Source organism: Janthinobacterium sp. SUN211 (assembly GCF_030587315.1).
Lineage (GTDB): Bacteria > Pseudomonadota > Gammaproteobacteria > Burkholderiales > Burkholderiaceae_D > Janthinobacterium > Janthinobacterium kumbetense.
This window is the reverse complement of record NZ_JAPWIC010000005.1, coordinates 396,970-417,789: the sequence shown is the minus strand read 5'-3', so window position 1 is coordinate 417,789 and position 20,820 is coordinate 396,970. Positions and strand designations below refer to the sequence as shown.

Sequence of the window (20,820 nt, the reverse complement as noted above, 5' to 3'; positions counted from 1 at the left end):
GCTTTTTCATTTCTATAGGGCAATTAGTAGTGCAAATCAGGTATCACCCGCCGTATAATTGTTTCATAACAAGACCACCGGAGACAGATCATTAGCTACCGAGGGAATCAGTATGAAATTAACGGATATGAAGATAGGCGTGCGCCTGGGTGCCGGTTTTGGCATGGTGCTGCTGCTGATGGCAGTGCTGGTGGGCACGGGCCTGCTGCGCCTGGACAAGATCGGTGCGCTCAGCGAAGCCATCATCGAGAAAGACTGGGCCAAGGCCGACGCCATCGCCACCATCCGCAGTACCACGCGTTCGAACGCGGCACTGGTGCTGGAACTGTTCATCCATGAAGATCCGGCCCGCGCCAACGCCATCCACGGCGAAATCGACGCCAACAAGGCCACCATCACCGATGCGCTGGTCGTGCTCGACCGCCTGATCGTGCTGCCTGAAGGCAAGGAACTGCTGGCCACCCTGAAGCAGCAGCGCAAGGCCTATGTCGTGTCGTTCAGCCAGGCCGACAAGCTGCTGGTGGCGGGACAGCGCGCGGAAGCGGCCGTGCACGTGCGCGACGACACCCTGCCCGCCCTGAACCAACTGCAAAAGACGGTCAACCACCTGAATGAAATCCAGCGCGGCGTGGTCGTGCATGGCGGCCAGCAAATCAAGCAGAATATTTCCGCCGCCAATGTGCTGATGGCCAGCCTGGGCACGGCCGCCCTGCTGCTGGGCGTGCTCTTTGCCTGGTGGGTCACGCGCTCGATCACCACGCCGATTGCGTATGCCTTGCGCGTGGCGCAAGCCGTGGCCGGAGGCGACCTGAGCAGTAAAATCGTGGCCGACGGCAAGGATGAAGCGGGCCAGCTGCTGCAGGCGCTGCGCGACATGAACACCAACCTGGCCACCCTGGTGGGCCAGGTGCGCGGCGGTACGGGCACGATCGCCGTGGCGTCGAGCCAGATTGCCAGCGGCAATGCCGACCTGTCGGCCCGCACGGAAGCGCAGGCGAGCGCGCTGGAAGAGACGGCCTCCTCGATGATCGAGATGACGGGTACCGTGCGCAGCAATAGCGACAATGCGCGCCAGGCCGACAGCCTGGCCCGCTCGGCATCGGCCATCGCGCAGCGCGGCGGCTCGGCCATGGCGGAAGTGATCGGCACCATGGACGCCATCAATGCCTCGTCGCGCAAGATCGTCGACATCATCGCCGTCATCGACGGCATCGCCTTCCAGACAAACATCCTGGCCCTGAACGCGGCCGTCGAGGCGGCACGGGCCGGCGAACAGGGACGGGGCTTCGCCGTCGTGGCTTCCGAAGTGCGCAACCTGGCGCAGCGCTCGGCGGCGGCCGCCAAGGAAATCAAGGAACTCATTGCCGACTCCGTCAGCCGGGTCGACCAGGGCGCGCAGCTGGTCAGCCAGGCCGGCGCGACAATGGATGAAGTGGTGGCCAGCGTGGGCCGGGTCAGCGCCATCGTCGGTGAAATCAGCGTCGCCAACCACGAGCAAAGCGAAGGCATCGAGCAAATCAATGCGGCCATCATGCAGATGGATCAGACGACGCAGCAAAACGCGGCCCTGGTCGAGGAAGCGGCCGCGGCTGCGGCTGCCATGCATGAACAGGCGGGCGACCTGGAAACCCTCGTCAGCCAGTTCAAGCTGGAACAGAGCCCTGGAGGCCAGGCGCCAAGCCGCCCTGCCCCGTCCGTTCCGCGCCTGCACTAAGCCGCTTATTCCACCTGGCGCGCCAGGCGGATGCCGGAAAATTGCCAGCGCGCACCGGCCGGGAAGAAATTGCGGTAGCTGGCGCGCGCATGCCCGGCCGGCGTGGCGCACGACGAACCGCGCAACACATATTGATTCAGCATGAACTTGCCGTTGTATTCGCCGAGCGCCCCGGGCGCCGTGCGGTAGCCCGGATACGGCGCGTAGCTGCTGCTGGTCCACTGCCAGCAGTGGCCGAACATTTGCCGCAAGCCTGCGCCCGGCGCACCGGCGGCCGGGTGCAGCTGGCCCGTTTCCACGGCGACGCCTTGCGCCGCCACCTCCCACTCCGCTTCCGTCGGCAGGCGCGCGCCGGCCCAGTGCGCATAGGCGTCCGCCTCGAACAGGGACAGGTGCGTGGCCGGCGCCTGGAGATCGAGCGGCCGCAAGCCGAACAAGGTGAATTCCTGCCAGCGGCCGGCGTCATCGCGCTGCCAGTACAGCGGGCATTGCAACTGCCCGCTGCGCACCCAGTCCCAGCCTTCGGCCAGCCACAGGTGCGCCGTGCGGTAGCCGCCCGCCTCGATGAAGGCGAGATAGTCGCCATTCGTCACCAGCGCGCTGGCCAGTTCGAAGGGCGCCACGTATTGCGGATGGCGCGGCAATTCATTGTCGAAGCAAAAGCCGTCGCCCGCATGCCCGATCTGCGCCAGGCCGCCGTCGAAGGCGAGCCAGGCCGTGGGCTGCGCGTGTTCTTGCGCTGGCGCAAGCCCGCTGTCCCCGCGCTCCAGGTAGGCGGGAAACAGGGCGCTCTGCGCCAGCAGATGCTTGACATCCGTCAACAGCAACTCCTGGTGCTGCTGCTCGTGCTCGAGCCCCAGCGCCAGCAGCATGGTCAGCCGTTCGCGCTCGTCGCGCGCCAGTTCGCCCGCCAGCAGGCGCGCGATGCGCGCATCGACATTGGCCCGGTAGGCGCGCACGACATCCATGCCGGGGCGCGTCAGCAAGCCCCGCTGGGCGCGCGGGTGCTTCTCGCCCACGCCGTTGTAATACGAATTGAACAGCACGCGGAAGGCCGGGTGGAAAGGCGCGAACGCCGCTTCCATGCTTTCCAGGATAAACGTTTCGAAAAACCAGGTGGTATGCGCGAGGTGCCACTTCACGGGACTGGCGTCCGGCATCGATTGCGCGCCGCAATCCTCGTCGGACAGGGGTTCGGCCAGCCGCAGAGAATGCTGGCGCACTTGATGGTAATGATCGATCAGCATCGTCGCCTTTTAGTCGCGAATCACGCGTGCGTAAATGACGGCAAACCACTGCTGCGGGTCCGTCCAGACTTGCACGGTGGAAAATCCTGCCTGCTCCAGCAAGCCGACGAAGGTGGCGCGCGTGTATTTGTAGCTGTCTTCCGTATGGATGCGCTCGCCTTTCGCGAAGCGCCGCTGGCCACCTTTCCAATGGACAACTTGTTCGCTGCGCGCTTCCAGGTGCATTTCGACGCGGCGCTCGTCGGCATTGAAAAAGCCGTGGTGCTGCCACGCGCGCACGTCGAAATCGGCGCCGATCAGCCCGTTCACGTGGCGCAGCATGTTCAGGTTGAAGGCGGCCGTGACGCCCAGCGCGTCGTCATAGGCGGCGTCGAGGATGGCGTCGTCCTTGATCAGGTCGACGCCGATCAGCAGGCCGCCATCGCCATCCGCATTCGCGCGCAGGCGGCGCAGGAAGGCGGTCGCTTGCTCTGGGGCAAAATTGCCGATCGACGAGCCGGGATAGAAGAACAGGCGCCGCGCCTCGCGCACGCTGTCGGGCAAGTCCAGGCGGCTGGAAAAATCCAGGCCCAGGCCCGTCATCTCGATGTGCGGAAAGCGCTGCTGCAGCCGGCTCAGCGATTCACTGAGGAAATCGTAGGAAATATCCACGGCCACGTACTGGGCCGGGTGCAGCAGCGGGAACAGGCTGGCGGCCTTGGCGCAATTGCCCGCGCCCAGGTCGATCATGGTGCTGCCCGGCCCCACGGCATGCGCTATCTCGGCGCCGTGGCGGGCGAAGATGGCCGCTTCCGTGCGCGTCGGATAGTACTCGGGCAAGGCGCAGATGGCTTCGAACAGTTTCGAACCGAGCGCGTCGTACAGGTACTTGGGCGAGGTCCAGGCCTGGCGCGCCAGCAGGCCGCTGCTGATCTCGGCTATCGTGGCAGGAGTGGCGCTGGCCGCCGCAGCGTGGCCGGCGGAGCGGAAATCGGACTGCTGTTGCGCAAGTGGCATGGTCATGGGCTGGCGTCGTCAATGTTAGGTTCACTAGTTTCACGAAAGGCTTGCACGGTCGGCCACCGGGCGCGCCGCCCCTGCCGTAGTGCTTGGCGGGCGCCTTGCCGATGACTTTTTTCCATCATAACGGAATCCGCGCAAGCCAGCCGTGCGGCAGGTAACTTAGGGTCCATATCGGCGGCGTGCACGCAAAAGTGGTATTGCCAAGCAAAAAGCATAAGCCTGTCGTATACTACACATTGCCGGCCAAACAATCCGCGCCCCTTTGCAGTTCCCAGGCCCCCCTCTCCCCCGCGTGCCTCCCTTTACGATAGCCGTTAACACCATGCTCGAATTGCGCCATCTGTCGAAGTCCTATGCCAATGCCCGTCCCGTGCTGGCCAACATTTCCTGCCGTTTCAAGGCAGGGGAATTCATCGCCATCATGGGCGACTCGGGCGTGGGCAAGTCGACCTTGCTGAACCTGATCGCCGGCCTCGATACGCCCGACGCGGGTGCCGAAGCGCACCCTATCCTGGTGGACGGCATTGCCATGTCCAGCCTCGATGACGCCGCCGCCACCCGGCTGCGTCGCGCCCGCATGGGCTTTATTTTCCAGGCTTTCCACGTCTTGCCGCACCTGACCCTGCTGCAAAACGTGGCCCTGCCGCTGCTGCTCAACGGACTGCCCCAGGAGCGTGCCGCCAGCATGCTCGAGGCGGTCGGCCTGGGCGGACGCGGCGGCGACTTTCCGCAGCAATTGTCCGGCGGTGAAATGCAGCGCGTGGCCATTGCCCGCGCGCTCGTGCACAAGCCGGCGCTGGTGCTGGCCGACGAGCCTACCGGCAACCTCGACCCGGACACGGCACACAGCATCCTGCAATTGCTGCGCGCCGAAATCAAGGCCAACGGCAGTTGCGCGATCATGGTCACGCATTCGCTGGCCGCCGCCGAAATGGCGGACAGAACCATGATATTGACCAAAAGCGGACTACAAAATACAACAATCGTCAACCAAATTGATCAAACAATCAGTTAATTTAACTGACCATCTGTCACAAGTTTTGTTATCGTAGTATTATTGAAAACACTTGCCTGGTTATCAATGTTTTAACGCGAATGTTGTACTACGTCACCCAGACAGCCGTACTGCGATGACGAACTATAGCCGGGACCACCCAAAGTGGTCTCGTCCCTTGCATAACCTGAAGGAGGAGTAAATGAACGTTCGGCAAAAGAAGCTGGAAATGATTGAAGCGATGAACCGGGCGCGTGCGCTCGAACCATCGAGTTTTGTGCCCAACAAGCTGCTCGACACCCTGATCGAGAAGATGAACCTGAAAAATGATGCGGAACTGTGCCGTGTACTGGAAGTGCAGCCTCCCATCATCAGCAAGATTCGTCACGGCAAACTGTCGGTCGGTGCAACGATTTTATTGCGCATGCATGAAAAATCGGACATCACCATCCGCGAACTGAAGGAACTGTCCGCCACGCCAGTCCATTGAGTTACCCGCTGTTGTAATGCCATGCCAGGCACCCAGGTTCCCGGCGCCATGAACTTTTGCCATACAATTCGCGTAGTTCGTTCACCGCACCGCATCCGGACACGATAGCGAAGAGACCCAGCCCAAACCATGCTGACCGTTTCTCTGCCTTCCAGCGCCCTCCCAGCTTCTCCCCTGCATTTCCACTCAAACTTGATCTGACACAACACGCATGGTCCGCGCAGGCATCAAGGTCAGCTTTTAACCAGCGATCCCAACCGCATGTCCAGCGATCCCCTTGCGCCGCCCGTGCTGCGCCTGACGCTCACGCGCGATCCCCTCGCCAGCGCCGGCGACTGCCCCGCCGCGCCCGGCTGGCATAGCCAGACCCATGTGCTGTCCGGCGCGCGCGGCATCGGCAGTTGCCGCATCGCCCTCGATATCGGCCCGGACGACGTCGTGCAACTGCTGCTGTGCGACGGCAGTTCGCTGCTCGCCGGCAGCCTGGATCTGCCACGCTACCTGGGGCCGGCCACGCTGGCGCGCGACGGCGCGCCCGCCAGCATCGAAGTGGGACTGGCCTTGCGCCCGCAGGCGGCGCGCCCGCCGCCCGGCGCCAGCCGCGACGGCCTGGGCGCCTGGATGCTGCGCGCCGTGCGCGTGTACCGCTGCGGCGGCGCCGCCATGACGGCGCTGGCGGCGGCGGGCGCCTTCCAGGACCGACAGCTGGAACAACGCCTGGGCCTGTACCGCTGCGGCATCGAGGCGGGCAGCATGACGGCCGTCGCCAGCCTGCCCGCCGGACCGGAACCGCTGCTGCTGCTGTTGCACGGCACGGCTTCGTCGACCCAGCGCAGCTTTGCCGGCCTGTGGCGCAACGGCCTGGCGCCGCAACTGGCGGCGCAGTACGGCAACCGCATCTATGGCTATGAGCACCGCAGCCTCAGCGACAGCCCCATCGAGAACGCGCTGGCCCTCGTGCGCCAGTTGCCGCACGGCGCCGTGCTGCACTTGCTGAGCCATTCGCGCGGCGGCCTGGTGGGCGAATTGCTGGCGCGGGCGCAGCGCATCGACAGCCGCGGCGCCGTCGACCTGGCGGGCGACGGCCTGGAGCGGCTGAGCGAAAACACGGTGGGCGGCGAAGCGTTCAACAGCCACGATATCGACCACTTCACGGCGCAAGCGCGGCTGGGCGGACGCGGCGGCTACGACGGGGATGCGGCGCGCCTGCGCGACTTGAGCATGGAGCTGAAGACGCGCGCCATCCGCATCGCCCGCTTCGTGCGCGTGGCTTGCCCGGCGCGCGGCACCACCTTGATGTCGGGCCGCCTCGACCGCTGGGCCAGCGCGATGTTCAACCTGCTGCTCCACGGCGGCCTGCCCGATGGCGCCATGGCCTTCCTGCTGGCCGTGGTGCAGCAGCGCTGCGACGCGCGCATCCTGCCGGGCCTGGAAGCGATGATGCCCGACTCGCCGCTGGTGGCGCTGCTCAATGCGCCCGACGTGCGCGTGGCCAGCCCGCTGCATGTGCTGGCCGGCGCGTGCAGCGGCGATAGCCTGCTGGGCTGGCTGGGCGACTGCCTCGACGACCAGCTGTATGGCGGACAGAACGACCTGGTGGTCAATTGCGCCTCGATGGCCGGCGGCGCCACGCGCAGCACGCCCGTGCGACAACTGCTACTGCGCGGGCCGCAGGCGCACCACCTCAACTATTTCGAGCGCGTGCCGTCCGGCCTGGCCGCCGTGCAGGCGCTCACCGGCGACGAGACAGCCTACCTGCCGCTGCCCGGCATCGAGCACGGCCCGCTGGCGCGCGGCGGCGAAGTGCCGAAACGGCGCGCGCACGCGCCCATCGTGCTGCTGCTGCCCGACATCATGGGCAGCCACCTGCAAGTGGGCAGCAACCGCATCTGGTTCGACCCCGTCAACCTGGTCGAAGGGCGCATCGAACGCCTGGCCGTGGGCCAGCCGCACATCGTCAGCGCCGGCTGGGTCGAATCCTGCTATGAACCGTTTGCCCGCTTTCTCGCGCAAAGCCAGGAAGTGCGGCCCTTTGCCTATGACTGGCGCTTGTCGCTGCAGCACTCCGGCAACGCCTTCCTGCCCGTGCTCGACGAGGCCATGCGCGACGCCGAACAGCGCGGCCAGCCGCTGCGCATCGTTGCCCACGGCATGGGCGGGCTGGTGGCGCGCCTGGCCCTGAAAGACCGCTGGCAGCGCTTCGGCGCCCTGCCCGGCAGCCGCCTGCTGCAGGTGGGCACGGCCAACCGCGGCACACAGGCGATGGTGCAAGTGCTGCTGGGGCGCGACCGGCTGGTGCAGATGCTGGCGTGCTGGATAGGCTGGAAGCACACGCGGCGCCAGTTTCTCGGCTTCGTGCGCGCCTTTCCCGGCGTGCTGGACATGTTACCGTGGCCGCAGCCGGGCGGCATCGATTATTTCGACGCCGGCGCCTGGGCGCAGCTGGCCTCCGGCGACGCGCAGGCGGGCCTGCCCGGCGGCTGGCAGGCGCCCGAGGCCCAGGCGCTGGCCGCGGCGCGCGCCACCGTGGCCCTGCTGGAAGCGGCCCCGCCCGACGCCCGCCACTGCAGCTACCTGGCCGGCTGCGCCGATACGCCGGTGGCGCTACGCCTGCGCGACGGCGGCATCGAGACAGCCTGGTCGCCGGACGGCGATGGCCGCACGGCCTGGCAAGGCGCGGTACCGGACGGCGTGGCGGCCTGCTACCTGCCGGTGGCGCATGGCGACCTGCTGCTGCAAAAGGAATACTACCCGGCCATCGCGCAACTGCTCGACAGCGGCCAGGCCGCAGCCCTGCCGCGGCACCCGCCGCACGCGCCTGGCGGCGCCCCGCCCCGCTTCCATCCGTACGCCCCCGACGCCACGCCGCTGTACCCGCAGCCGCAGGAATTGCTCGACGCCGCCCTCGGCGCCGCCGGTCCCGCCATCGCGCCGGAGAGCCGCGCGCCGCAGCTGAGCCTATCCATCATCCACGGCAGCATGGCCTCGGCCGACGCGCCCGTCATGAGCGGCTGCTACGCCGCCGAATCGCTGCGCGGCAGCATGAGTTTTCTCGACCGGCTGCTGGCGGGCAAGCTGCAGGAAATCCACGCGCTGGGACGCTTTCCGCAGCGCCCCGACTCCGCCCTGGTGGTGCTGCAGCCCGATGCGGCGCGCCGGCCCGGCGGCGCCATCGTCATCGGACTGGGCGCGCTGGGTGAGCTGACGCCGGGCGAACTGGCGCGCGCCTTTGCCGGCGGCTTGCTCGAATACGCGTGCGTCTGCCTGCAGGTGCGCGCCGCCGGCCATGCGGCCGCGCCGCCGATGGGAGAGCACGGCCTGCGCGTGGCCAGCCTGCTGTCCGGCTCCGGCTATGGCGGCTTGAGTATCGCCCTGTGCGCGCGGGCCCTGCTCGACGGCGCGCGCAGTGCCAACCGGCGCCTGGAAGACGCGGGCATGGCTTGCCGCATCGGCCACATCGCCATCTACGAACAGTCGGAGGCGCGCGCCATCGCCGCAGCCATGGCCATCGAGCAGATCATGGCCGAGGCGCGCTACCAGGGCAGCTTCACGTTCGAGCAGCGCATCCGCCACAGCCCCGGCGGCTACCGGCGCATCCTGCCCAGCCTGAGCGGAGACAATGGCTGGCGCCGCGTGCAGATCGTCGCCGCCGACCTCTCCGGCGCCCTGCGCTTCACCGTGCTGACGGACCGCGCCCACAACAGCGTCGACGAGGAGCCGAACCAGCGGCAAGCCGTCGATGGCCTGATCATGGACGCCACCGACAACACCACCGACCAGCCGGGCCTGTCGCGCGCGCTGTATGAACTGATGCTGCCCAATGGCCTGAAGGCGGCCATCCCCGAGATGCGCGGCCTAATCCTGGCCGTCGACCAGAGCGCCGCCATCTATCCGTGGGAGCTGATGCGCGACGAGGCGGGCAGCGAGGAAAGCCCGCTGTCGACGCGCATCGGCATGGTGCGCCAGCTGGCCAGCCTGCGCGAGCAGCCATCGGCCGTCAGCCCGCCCAGCAACAGCGTGCTGGTGATCGGCGACACCGATTCCGGCCTGCCCGAGCTGCCCGCCGCGCAGGCCGAGGCGCAGGACGTGGCGCGCATGTTCGGCGCGTACGGCTACCAGGTGCGCGAGCTGCTGCGCCCGCAGGCGCAGCGCGTGCTGGTGCACCTGTTCGACGAGCGCTATTTCGCCATCCACCTGGCCGGCCATGGCGAAGTGGCGGGCCCCGGCATCGCCCATACGGGCCTGGTGCTGGGGCCGAAGACGCGGCTGACGGCGGCGCAGGTGGGCAAATTGAAGCGCGTGCCGCAATTCGTCTTCATCAATTGCTGCCACCTGGGCGACATGCGCCCGGACGCCATCGCACCGTGGTCGAAACTGGCCGCCAGCCTGGCCACGGCCTTCATCGAAATGGGCTCGCAGGCGGTGATCGCGGCCGGCTGGCGCATCGACGACCAGGCGGCCAGCATCTTCGCGCACAGCTTTTATCACGCCATGCTGAGCGGCGAATATTTCGGCGACGCCGTGCGCCTGGCGCGCGAGGCGGCGTACCTGCAGTTCCCGGCGTCGAACACCTGGGGCGCCTACCAGGCGTATGGCGACGACCGCTACCGCTTCCCGAACACGCAGAGCCGGCCCTGGCAAGCGCCCGACTACCACTACCACGGCCACCTGCTGGCCGACCTGGAAACCCTGCACGCGCGCCTGGCGGGCACCGATGCGGCGCGCCGCGCGGCCATCGAGGAAAAGCTGGGCAGCATCGAGGAAGCCGTGCGCGCCCGCTTCTTCGGCTGCGCCGACATCCGCGAAAACATGGCCGCCACGCGGGCCGGCCTCGGCGGCCTGGAGAACACCCTGCGCGCCATCGAACACTACCGGGCGGCGCACAGCGCGGCCGACGGCAAGGTGGGCTTGCGCGCGCTGGCGCACTGGGCGGAACTGGAAATACGCCAGGGCGCGGCCCTGTGCGGCCTCGATGCGGGCGCCGGCATCGAGGTGCCGGCCGTGCCGGATATGCCACAGGGACGGCAGTTGCTGCAGGATGGAAAACAGCATATCGACCTGCTGGTGGCGCTGGCGCCCACGGCGCAGCGCCTGGCCCTGCTGGGCCGCTACTGGGCCTTGCAGGCGCGCCTGGCCTGCCGCGCAGGAAGCTCCGGCGCGCCCGCCCTGCGCGCCATGACGGACGCCTGCCTGGCCGCGCTGGAAGAAGCGCGGCGGCGCAGCGGCGTGGCCGACTGCGACCTGATTTTCCAGGTGCTGGCGGGCGCCCTGCTGTTGAAAGCCCATGGCGACAGCGGCGCCTGGCGCGCGCTCGATCCGCAGCTGGGCGACCTGCTGCACGACGCCATCGCCTATGCGCGCCAGCGCCACGCGGATGAACACCGCGCCATCGACGCCGGCGCCCCCGTGCGCGCCGCCCTGCTGGCGGCCCTGTGGCAGGCGCCGGACGGCCAGCCTTTCGACGCCTCCGCGCGCACCGCCTTCCTGGCCCTGTACCACGACGCCGTGCGGCGCCACGGCAGCATCGGCGAACCCGAGGCGATCACGGCGCCGCTGCGCTTCCTGCTCGAACTGCTGCCGCCCGACGGCGCGGAAACCGGCTTGCGCAGCGCCGTGCAGGCGCTGGCCAGCCAGCTGCAGTCCTCACTTCCCGCTCTTAGCCAGGCACCACGCCATAATGGCGCGCATAGCGCTCGTCCAAATTCGCCAGCGGCATCATCATGAACATGTCGGCGCTTTCGAAATCAGGGTCCCAGGCCGGTTCGCCGCAAATCCAGGCGCCCGAACGCAGATAGCCCTTGATCAGCGGCGGCACCTGCGGCTTGTGCGCCGCTTCCACCTGGTGGATGGGGAAAGGCAGGTGCGGCGTGACGCGGTATTCGCTTGGGGCCATGTGCTTTTCGGCCAGCGCCTGGTACACGGCGACGGCGTTATGGCCGCCATCGGCCAGGCTGATGCTGGCGCAGCCGACCAGGTAGTCGCAGCGCTCGCGGCGCATGTACTCGGCCAGGCCGGACCACAGCAGCATGATCACGCTGCCGCCCCGGTATTTCGGGTGAATGCAGGCGCGGCCCGCTTCGACCATGCGTCCGCGCAGGTTCTTCAGGCGGCTCAGGTCGAACTCGTTTTCCGAATACAGGCGGCCGATCTTGGCTGCCTTTGCCGCGCTCAGCACGCGGTAGGTGCCCACCACTTTCAGGGTATCGGCGTCGCGCACGATCAAATGATCGCAGTGCGCGTCGAATTCGTCGCTGTCGAGACCATCGGCGTTGGCCAGCGACGTCAAACCCATGGTCTCGATAAACACCTTGTAACGCAAACGCTGGACTTCGCGCAACTCTGCAGCGGTCGTGGCCTGGCTCAGCACCAGTTGGACCGGCCGGGCCTTGGCTTCGTTTGATGCGACTATGTTCTGCATGGTTTCATCCCCTGTGATCAAGACGACTCCAGCGTACTTGTCTAATATGTCAGGAAAATGACAGCCGAATGTCATTTCCATGACGCAAGTCAATGTCATCCGGGGATCGTGCATAATTACCACACTCGCCCAGCCGAAAGAGCCCATGAAAGACCAGGACGCACCGCACATCACGCCCTACACCAGGCCGGCCGCCGGCTGGGACGCCTTGAAACACGTGGCCATCAGCCTGCGCCAGGAGCGCGTCGCGCCCGGCAACCTGAAGGCGCTGCTGGCGCAAAACCAGCCGGACGGCTTCGATTGCCCCGGCTGCGCCTGGCCCGACCGCGACCACGCGTCCACGTTTGCCTTTTGCGAAAACGGCGCCAAGGCCGTCGCCGCCGAAGCGACCAGCCGCCGCGCCGGCCCGGAACTGTTCGCCAGCCATACCGTCACGCAGTTGCTGGCACAGTCGGACTACGCGCTCGAACAGTACGGCCGTCTGACGGAGCCGATGGTGTACGACGCGGCCAGCGACCGCTACGTGCCGATCTCCTGGGATGACGCCTGCGCCCTCGTGGGGCGCCACCTGCGCGCCCTGCCCGCCCCGAACCAGGCCGCGTTCTATACGTCGGGCCGCGCCAGCAACGAGGCGGCCTTCCTGTACCAGCTGATGGCGCGCCTGTACGGCACCAACAACTTCCCCGACTGCTCCAACATGTGCCACGAGGCGACCAGCCGCGGCTTGCCGGCCACCGTGGGCATCGGCAAGGGCACGGTGACCCTGGCCGACTTCGAGCTGGCCGACACCATCCTCATCTTCGGCCAGAATCCCGCCACCAACCACCCGCGCATGCTGGGTGAATTACGCGACTGCGCGCGCCGCGGCGGCAGCATCGTTTCCATCAATCCCCTGCGCGAGCGGGGTTTGCAGCGCTTCATGGACCCGCAAAGCGCGCTGGAAATGGCGACCCTGGGCAGCACGCGCCTGGCCGGCCTGTTCGTCCAGCCGACCCTGGGCGGCGACTTCGCCCTGATCAAGGCCGTCGCCAAGCGCGTCGTCGAACATGACGATGCGGCGCTGGCGGCAGGCTTCCCTGCCGTCATCGACCACGCCTTCATCGCTGAACACTGCAGCGGCTTCGACGCCTTCCGCGACGACTTGCGCATGGAAAGCTGGGAACTGCTGCTGCGGGAGTCGGGCGTGGCGCGCGCGCAGATCGAGGCATTGACGGACATCTTCGTCAAGGGCCAGCGCATCATCGCCACCTGGGGCATGGGCTTGACGCAGCACAAGCACAGCGTGGCGGCCATCCGCATGCTGTCGAACCTGATGATGTTGCGCGGGCAGATCGGCAAGCCGGGCGCCGGCCTGTGCCCCGTGCGCGGCCACTCGAACGTGCAAGGCGACCGCACGGTGGGCATCGAGGAAAAGCCGACCAGGGCCTTCCTCGACCGCCTGGGCCAGGTGTATGGATTCGAGCCGCCGCGCGCGCATGGCCACGACGTGGTGGCCACCATCGAAGCCATGCAGCGCGGCGACGTCAAGGTATTCATCGCGCTGGGCGGCAATTTCGCCGCCGCCACGCCGGACACGCCGCTGACCTTTGCCGCCCTGCGCCAGTGCGCGCTGACGGTCCAGGTGGCCACCAAGCTCAATCGCAGCCACCTGGTCATCGGCAAGGAAGCCTTGCTGCTGCCCACCTTGGGACGTACGGAAATCGACTTGCAGGGCGGCGTGGCGCAGGGCGTGACGGTGGAAGACTCGATGAGCATGGTGCATATCTCGTACGGCCGCAATGCGCCCGCTTCGCCGCAGCTGCGCTCGGAAGTGGCCATCGTGGCCGGCATGGCCGAAGCGACGGTGGGCAGCGCCCTGGTGGACTGGCGCGCCTATGCGGCCGACTATGCGCGCATCCGCGACGACATCGAAAAGGTATTCGACGATTTCCACGACTACAACGCCAGGGTGGCGCAACCGGGCGGCTTTCACCTGACGGTGGCGTCGCGCGGGCGCGTGTGGAAGACGGCCAGCGGCAAGGCCAGCTTCCTCGTCGCCCCGCTGGACCTCGATACGCCGCTGCACCGCGCGAAACAGCGCCATGGCGCGCGCCTGATGGTGTTGATGAGCACCCGCTCGCACGACCAGTACAACACCACCATCTACGGCATGGATGACCGCTACCGCGGCGTGTACGGCACGCGCAAGGTGGTCTTCGCCAACGAGGAAGATATCGCCATGCTGGGATTTGCCGATGGCGAGCTGGTGGACCTGATCGGCGCCTGGGACGATGGCGTGGCGCGCCGCGCCGACGGCTTCCGTCTCGTCTCCTACGACATCCCGCGCGGCTGCCTGGGCGCGTATTACCCGGAAACGAATGCGCTGGTGCCGCTGGCCAGCACGGCGGACGGCGCCGGCACGCCCACGTCAAAGTCCGTGCCAGTTTTGCTGGAGCGCAGTGGAAGCTACAAGGTGATGCCGGGCGTGTAATCGACGTACGCATCCTGGCGGCAGAAACCCACCAGCTTCATACCCGCCTGCGTGGCGATGGAAATGGCCAGCGAGCTGGGGGCGGAAATCGTCGCCAGCAGCGGAATCTGCATGCGCGCCGCCTTGCGCGCCAGCTCGTAGCTGCCGCGGCTGGACAGGAAGACGAAGCCGCGCCGCATGTCCGCCCCGCTCAGTGCCAAATGGCCGATCAGTTTATCCAGGCCATTGTGGCGGCCGACATCCTCGAAGACGTGCACGATATCGCCGTCGGGCGTGCACCACGCGGCCGCATGCACGCCGCCCGTTTCGCGCATCAGCGCCTGGTGCGCGCGCAAGCCGCTGGAGGCACGCGCCAGGGCGGCCGGCAGGTCGACATGGATCAGGGCCGGCGGCAGCGCCTGCGGCTGCAAGTCCAGCATCTCGATGCTGTCGATGCCGCACACGCCGCAGCCCGTGCGGCCCGTCAGCTGGCGGCGCCGGTCCTTCAGGCGCACGAAATCCTCCTGGGCGATGCTCAAAGCCACTTCGGCGGAGTCGGGACGCAGGAACACTTCGCAATCGAAGATGGCGCCGGCGGAAGCGACCACGCCTTCCGTCAGCGCGAAGCCATAGGCAAACGCTTCCAGGTCGCGCGGGGTGGCCATCATGACGACGTGGGAAATGCCATTGAAGACCAGCGCGACGGGGACTTCCTCGGCGACGCGGTCGATGGCTGGGGTAGAGACGCCCGCCTGGTGGCGGACGATGGCGCGCTCGACGAAGCCGGCGCGTTCGATATCTGTATCTTCTGACATGGCAACCATGGGGGAACTATCACAGGCCCCATGGTAAACCAGAATGGACAGGCAGGGGCGGCCCCTGCCCGCGCCATCAATCCTTCTTCGGGCGGCCCGTTTTCAGCTGCGGCAGGCCAGCCAGCACGTTTTGCAGGGTCGCCAGGTCGATCTGGCTGATCAGCGCCACGCCGATGCGCAGCAATTCGCTTTTCTTGATCTCGAAACCGGCCTTCAAGCAGGCTTTCTTGACCTGGCCCAGGACTTCGTATTCCGCTTCCGGCATGGTGAAGCTGTCGCGCACCAGTTTCGGCTTGCGGGCTTTTTCCTTGACGGCGGCGACCTTGGCGACCGGCGCTTTTTTCGCTGGCGCAGGCTTGGCGGCCGCCTTGGCTACCGGTTTGGCGGCGGCTTTCGCGGCCGGCTTGACGACGGTCTTCACCGCAGGCTTGGCGACAGCTTTCACGGCTGGCTTGGCTGCCGGCTTGACGGCGGCTTTGACGACGGCTTTGGCTGCAGGCTTGGCAACGGCGGCCTTCGCTACCGGCTTGGCGGCTGGCGCCTTCGCCGCGGCTGGCTTGGCCGCCGCTGGTTTGGCTGCCGCCGGCTTGGCGACTGCCGGCTTGACGGCGGCTTTTGCCACAGGCTTGGCGGCTGGTTTCGCAGCTGGTTTAGCGGCGGGCTTGGCAGCCGGGGCGGCCTTGGCCGCTGCCGCATTGATCGAAGCGCTGGTAGGGAACATCGATACGGGCGCGCTGTCGGCTTTTTTCGCTGGGACGGTTTTAGTCATGGATTTTCCAATCTAGTAATTAATATAAACAATATATACTGTTTTTTGAAATCTTGCTTGCTGCACATCAAGTCATGTGCACGACATGACCTCCTAGGCGCTGGCGCGGATGGTGAAATCGACCCCGACCTCATCCCAGAATTCCTGCTCCTTCTCGATCCAGAACGACACGGTGGGATGGTGCGCCACCCAGCCACGCTTGATATCGAGTTCGATGCGGCTCTTCATGCGCAGGCGCAGTTCGCTGAAATCGGCTTCGATACGTGCATGCATGAGCAGGATCGACAGGCGCAGCGCCAGCACGGCCTTGGCAAAATCGGGGTCGGACAGCACTTCGCCGATCTTGCGCAAGTTGCCCTTCTGCGCCAGGATCAGCCGGCTCATGGTCTTCTGTTCGCGCGTGGTAAAACCGGGCAAATCCGCGTTCTCCACGATATACGATGCATGCTTGTGGTAGCCCGTCTGCGACACGGCCAGGCCCACCTCGTGCAGCAGGCTGCTCCAGCGCAGGGATTTCACCAGGGCGTCGGACGTGGGCTTGAGCTGCGCATACATGGCCAGCGCCTGCTCGGCCACCCGGCCGGCGCGCTGCTGGTCGATATGGAATTTCTCCATGCAGCCCTGCACCGACTGTTCGCGGCGGTCGCGCTTGGTCGAGCGCAGGTACAAATCCCACATCACGCCCATGCGCAGACCCGCCTCGATCGGCGTCATGGCGGGAATGGCCAGTTCGCGGAACAGGCCGATCAAGATGGCCAGGCCGCCGACGATGGTGCTGGCGCGGTCGGGGCGCAAGCCGGGCATGTCGATGCGGCTGGTGTGACCGAGCTCGATGAAGCGGCGCGCCAGTGCATCGAGGCTGGCGCTCGTGAGCAAGCCGTCGCCCAGCTTGTTGCGGGCGATGATGTCGGCGATGGTGCGGATGGTGCCGGAAGAGCCGTAGGCCGTCTTCCAGTGCTGCGGGCGGTACGGCGGCGCGGCATCCTCGAAATGGCTGCGCGCCGACAGGATGGCCGCCTCGAACGACGGCGCGTCGATGCGCCCGCCGATGAAGAACGACAGACTTTGCTTGACAGTGCCCAGGCTGAAGGACTCGACGCGCTCGATATCGTTGCCGCGTCCCAGTATCAGTTCGGTCGAGCCGCCGCCGATATCCATCACCAGCCGGCGTTCGCCGGGAATGGCCAGCGCATTGGCCACGCCCATGTAGATCAAGCGCCCTTCTTCCTCGCCCGAGATGATCTCGATCGGATGGCCGATGGCTTGCTCGGCCAGCGGCAGGAAGACGGCGCCGTTGCGCGCCACGCGCATGGCCGACGTGGCCACCACGCGCACGGCATCGAGTTCGAAGCCGGCGAGAATGGCGCGAAAGCGCTGCAGGCAGGCCAGCGCGCCCTGCATGGCCGCCTCGGTCAGGTCGCCATTGGCATCCAGGCCGGCAGCCAGGCGTATCGGGTCGCGCACGCTCTTGACCACGCGGATCGTGTCGCCATCATGCTTGCCGACGTGTAAACGAAAACTGTTGGACCCCAGGTCCACCGCTGCATACATACTAGCCTCTTGTCTTGTCATTACTGTGCCAACTGAAAAAGTTGGCAAAATCAGTTACTAAACTATATAAATCATTTAAACGATTTAAAAATCCTACCACACTACCCTCATCGTATGACAGCGGCGTGACAGGATTGTGACAAAACGGCGGCCAGCCGTGGCGCTTACGGCACGATGGTGGTAAATAAATAAACGGCGAAAATCACCAGGTGCACCGTACCCTGCATGACCGTGGTGCGACCCGTGCCCAGCGACAGGGTAGCCACCATCAGCGACAGCAGCAGCAGCACCGTCGACTTGATGTCGAGACCCAGGGTAATCGTCAGGCCCGTGGCCAGCGACACCACCACCACGGCCGGAATAGTCAGGCCGATGCTGGCCAGCGCGGAGCCGAGCGCCAGGTTCAAGCTCGTTTGCAGGCGATTCGCGCGCGCGGCGCGCACGGCGGCCAGGCCTTCGGGCAGCAGCACGATGGCGGCGATGACGATGCCGACCAGGGTTTTCGGCGCGCCCATGGCGGCAATCGCCGTCTCCAGCGCGGGCGCCAGCGACTTGGCCAGCAGCACCACGGCGCCCAGGCACACCAGCAGCGCGCCGGCGCTGACCCAGGCGACGGTGGGCGTGGGCGGCGCCGCATGCACCTCTTCATCGCCGACGGCTTCCTTGGGCAGGAAGTAATCGCGGTGGCGCACCGTCTGCACCAGCACGAAGGTGCCGTACAGGACCAGGGAAATGACGGCGATGAAGATCAGCTGGCTGGAATTGTAGAAGGGGCCGGCGGCGCTCGAGGTGTAGTTCGGCAGCACCAGGGTCAGAACGGCGATGGCCGCCAGGGTGGCCAGCGAAGCGCTCACGCCCAGCAGGCCGAAGCTCTGCTCGCGGTGGCGCCCGGCGCCCAGCAACAGGCAGATGCCGACGATGCCGTTCAGGATGATCATGATGGCGGCAAACACGGTATCGCGCGCCAGCCCCGTCGTTTCCGGTCCGCCGGCCAGCATCAGCGAGACGATCAGCGCCACCTCGATCAGGGTCACGGCCAACGCAAGCACCAGGGTGCCATACGGTTCGCCGATGCGGTGCGCCACCACTTCCGCGTGGTACACGGCGGCCAGCACGCTGCCGATCAGGCCAGCCACCAGCAGGATCTGGTAGGCGCCGCCGACATTGAAGGTGGAACCGAACAGGAACAGCCAGCCGGCAACGGGGGCGGCAAGCGGCCATACAGGCAGGGATTTGAGCATTTTCATTATGGGCCTGGCAAGAGTAAGAAAGAGGAACTGCGGTGCGGACGGCACAGGGCAGCCTGGCGTGCGCTCGATAGCATAACTTGCTTAGCTTAAATGAAAGTTAGGGAATGCACACGTTCGGGCAGCGGCGACTCGCGCCTTGCTCACCGTTCGAGCGCCTTGCTGTGATGCACCTGCTTGCTACCAGTAACTATAGTCCCTTTGGTAACATGCCGTTGCAATTTTCTTGTGTTTTTGCTTCCGGCTGGCATCATAATGCAAGGCCCGCCCTCGCGGCACCGACCAAGGACAGACCATGATTTCCGTAAACAGCGCCGCCATGCGTGCATTCATCCTCGCGGGCAGCTTGCTGAGCGCCGCCGCACACGCGGACACACCGCCAGCGCAGGTCGACGCGAACTGGGCCACCGCGCCCGCGCCTGCCGCAGAGCCAAGGTGGCAAGACAGCCTGCCGCCCGCGCCGCCCGTGGAACCACGCGAAGAAAAGATCCTGCCCAAGAGCGAATGGCTGACCGTCGAACCGATGAAGGCGCCTGACCATCGCTGCGATCCCGGCCTCGATGCCTTGTTCTTGCCCAAGGAATGCGGCAAGGAGCCCAGCTGGCTCGGCTCGCGCAAGAAGTAAGCGGGCTTACACGTCCAGCGTACTGGCGCCTGGCGCCTCGACGACCCTGTTGCGGCCCGCCTGCTTGGCCGCCTGCAGCGCCTCGTCGGCTCGCTTGAACAGGCTGACGGTGCTGTCTTCGGCACGGATGGTGGTAACGCCCAGGCTGGCCGTCAGTTGCAGCACGGCGCGCTCCGTCTTGACGGGCAGCACTTCGACGGCGGCGCGGATGCGCTCGGCCACCATCAGCGCATCGGCCAGGGTCGTGCGCGGCAGCTGGATGGCGAATTCGGCGCCGCCCAGGCGGCCCATCAGGTCGCTGTCGCGCAATTGCTGGCGGCAGGTGTCGACGATGGTTTTCAGCACCGCGTCGCCCACCGGATGGCCGTAGCTGTCGTTGACTCTCTTAAAGTGGTCGATATTGAGCACCACCAGCGCCGTCGGCAAGCCGGGCCGGCGCGCCAGCGCCATCCACGGTGCCAGCGCCTGGTAAAAGCCGCGCCGGTTCGGCACGCCCGTGGCCGCGTCGAGCACTTCCAGGCGCGCCAGTTCGCCGCCCAGCTTTTCACGCGACAGCAGCAGATAGCCGAAAGCGTTCGTCAGCATCATCAGGTACAGGGCGCCGAAGCCGGCCAGCTGCATCAATTCCGCATCGAAGCCGGGCACGGCGGCGGCCAGCACGCCGCGCGCGGCGATCAGCAGCGACAAAATACCCATGCTGACGACGAGGAAGCGGCGCAGCATGCTCGCCTCGCGCCATTTCAGGCACAAGGCCGCCACGCCGGCGAGGAAAAAGCCGGCCACGATCAGCGAACCGCCGGCGCTGCGCAGCAGCGGCGCCACGTCGAACAGATAGCAGGCGGCAAACAGCGCCACCGACAGCCCCAGCGCCGGCAGCACGGTGCGGCGCCAGCCGCTGCGCCCGGCCGCCTGCCACAGCGCGCCCGCATCGAGCGCCATGCCGGCAAACAGCAGGCTGTTGCCCAGCAAGATGGAGAGAAAATCGGGCAGCACGCCGCGGAAATACAGCAGGCACCAGGCCACGGCCTGGCATTGCTTGGCCACCGCCCAGGTGGACATGCTGAGCGACTTCTTGCGCTCATACTCGAAGAAGAACAGGGCCGCGCACAGGCTCAGGTTGCCGAGCGCCAGGGCCAGTACCAGGGTCTTGATATCCATGGGTTACACCGTCGCCGCGCAGGCGCGGCAGGCCAGGTCAGATTTCGTGTTCGACATTGGTGCTGCCGTCGCCGATCTTGCTGGCCCACGCCTGCACGAAATACTGTTTTTCCACCTCGCTGGGCGCCTCGTGCCAGAAGACGATGAGGGTGCCCTTGTGGTCGTGGATTTGCGCCACTTTTTCAATGAAGCCGACATTGGCGGCCTGGTCGGCCAGCGCCGCCGCGTAGCCGTACACGCGCGTCAAGCGCTCGATGCGGTCGGGCTCCGTAAAACTGTTCGTCGCCGTAATAATGGGGTGATCCAAAAACATGCTTGTCTCCATGGTGCCCGACTGCGCG

General features: G+C 66.4%; 15 protein-coding genes. 6 read left to right on the top strand and 9 right to left on the bottom strand.

Annotated features, from left to right (window positions below; genetic code table 11):
• Window positions 1-112 precede the first annotated feature (112 nt).
• A complete protein-coding gene (locus tag O3301_RS19265; RefSeq protein ID WP_305057190.1) occupies window positions 113-1,714 on the top strand; it encodes a methyl-accepting chemotaxis protein in 1,602 nt (533 codons plus the stop codon).
• Between the two features lie 5 nt (window positions 1,715-1,719).
• Here the strand turns inward: O3301_RS19265 and egtB are convergent, their stop codons facing one another.
• Together egtB and egtD are read right to left on the bottom strand one after the other, a co-directional pair.
• A complete protein-coding gene (egtB, locus tag O3301_RS19260) occupies window positions 1,720-2,961 on the bottom strand; it encodes an ergothioneine biosynthesis protein EgtB (RefSeq protein WP_305057189.1) in 1,242 nt (413 codons plus the stop codon).
• Between the two features lie 9 nt (window positions 2,962-2,970).
• Window positions 2,971-3,963 carry an L-histidine N(alpha)-methyltransferase gene (gene egtD, locus O3301_RS19255; RefSeq protein WP_305057188.1) on the bottom strand — a complete coding sequence of 331 codons (993 nt, stop codon included), beginning with the start codon at window positions 3,961-3,963 and terminating at the stop codon, window positions 2,971-2,973.
• 322 nt (window positions 3,964-4,285) lie between these two features.
• Here egtD and O3301_RS19250 point away from each other — a divergent pair, with 322 nt between their 5' ends.
• The 3 genes from O3301_RS19250 to O3301_RS19240 all read left to right on the top strand — a co-directional run bounded on the left by O3301_RS19250 (window position 4,286) and on the right by O3301_RS19240 (window position 11,171).
• Window positions 4,286-4,978, top strand: a complete 693-nt coding sequence (locus tag O3301_RS19250; protein WP_034757401.1) for an ABC transporter ATP-binding protein — start codon at window positions 4,286-4,288, stop codon at window positions 4,976-4,978.
• 181 nt (window positions 4,979-5,159) lie between these two features.
• Window positions 5,160-5,447 (top strand): hypothetical protein, encoded by a 288-nt coding sequence (locus O3301_RS19245; RefSeq protein WP_034786045.1) that lies wholly within the window; start codon window positions 5,160-5,162, stop codon window positions 5,445-5,447.
• A 261-nt stretch (window positions 5,448-5,708) separates the two neighbouring features.
• Window positions 5,709-11,171 carry a CHAT domain-containing protein gene (locus tag O3301_RS19240; protein WP_305057187.1) on the top strand — a complete coding sequence of 1,821 codons (5,463 nt, stop codon included), beginning with the start codon at window positions 5,709-5,711 and terminating at the stop codon, window positions 11,169-11,171.
• Here O3301_RS19240 and O3301_RS19235 read toward each other — a convergent pair.
• Window positions 11,104-11,865: a GNAT family N-acetyltransferase gene (locus tag O3301_RS19235; RefSeq protein WP_099664512.1), complete on the bottom strand. Its 762-nt coding sequence runs from the start codon at window positions 11,863-11,865 to the stop codon at window positions 11,104-11,106. The genes O3301_RS19240 and O3301_RS19235 overlap by 68 nt on opposite strands.
• A 145-nt stretch (window positions 11,866-12,010) precedes the next feature.
• On the opposite strand from O3301_RS19235, the gene O3301_RS19230 reads away from it, so the two are divergent.
• Complete coding sequence (locus O3301_RS19230; protein WP_305057186.1) at window positions 12,011-14,335, top strand: FdhF/YdeP family oxidoreductase; 2,325 nt, start codon at window positions 12,011-12,013, stop codon at window positions 14,333-14,335.
• Here O3301_RS19230 and fdhD read toward each other — a convergent pair.
• The 4 genes from fdhD to O3301_RS19210 form a co-directional block, all read right to left on the bottom strand.
• Window positions 14,311-15,138, bottom strand: coding sequence for a formate dehydrogenase accessory sulfurtransferase FdhD (gene fdhD / locus O3301_RS19225; RefSeq protein ID WP_305057185.1), 828 nt, complete (start codon window positions 15,136-15,138; stop codon window positions 14,311-14,313). The two genes, O3301_RS19230 and fdhD, sit on opposite strands and share 25 nt — an antisense overlap.
• Before the next feature lie 67 nt (window positions 15,139-15,205).
• Window positions 15,206-15,898 carry a hypothetical protein gene (locus tag O3301_RS19220; RefSeq protein WP_369812210.1) on the bottom strand — a complete coding sequence of 231 codons (693 nt, stop codon included), beginning with the start codon at window positions 15,896-15,898 and terminating at the stop codon, window positions 15,206-15,208.
• 93 nt (window positions 15,899-15,991) lie between these two features.
• The gene (locus O3301_RS19215; RefSeq protein ID WP_305057184.1) at window positions 15,992-17,449 is read right to left on the bottom strand and encodes a Ppx/GppA phosphatase family protein; all 1,458 of its coding nucleotides are present in this window, start codon (window positions 17,447-17,449) and stop codon (window positions 15,992-15,994) included.
• Between the two features lie 164 nt (window positions 17,450-17,613).
• Window positions 17,614-18,696, bottom strand: a complete 1,083-nt coding sequence (locus tag O3301_RS19210) for a calcium:proton antiporter (protein WP_099664517.1) — start codon at window positions 18,694-18,696, stop codon at window positions 17,614-17,616.
• 295 nt (window positions 18,697-18,991) lie between these two features.
• Between O3301_RS19210 and O3301_RS19205 the strand changes: the two genes are divergently transcribed.
• Window positions 18,992-19,321 (top strand): hypothetical protein, encoded by a 330-nt coding sequence (locus tag O3301_RS19205; RefSeq protein WP_251351213.1) that lies wholly within the window; start codon window positions 18,992-18,994, stop codon window positions 19,319-19,321.
• A 6-nt stretch (window positions 19,322-19,327) separates the two neighbouring features.
• On the opposite strand, the gene O3301_RS19200 is transcribed toward O3301_RS19205, so the two are convergent.
• Entirely contained in the window at window positions 19,328-20,479 is a 1,152-nt protein-coding gene (locus O3301_RS19200; RefSeq protein WP_289911574.1) for a diguanylate cyclase, read from the bottom strand.
• A 37-nt stretch (window positions 20,480-20,516) separates the two neighbouring features.
• Window positions 20,517-20,792: a hypothetical protein gene (locus O3301_RS19195; protein ID WP_034757372.1), complete on the bottom strand. Its 276-nt coding sequence runs from the start codon at window positions 20,790-20,792 to the stop codon at window positions 20,517-20,519.
• Between the last annotated feature and the right edge of the window lie 28 nt (window positions 20,793-20,820).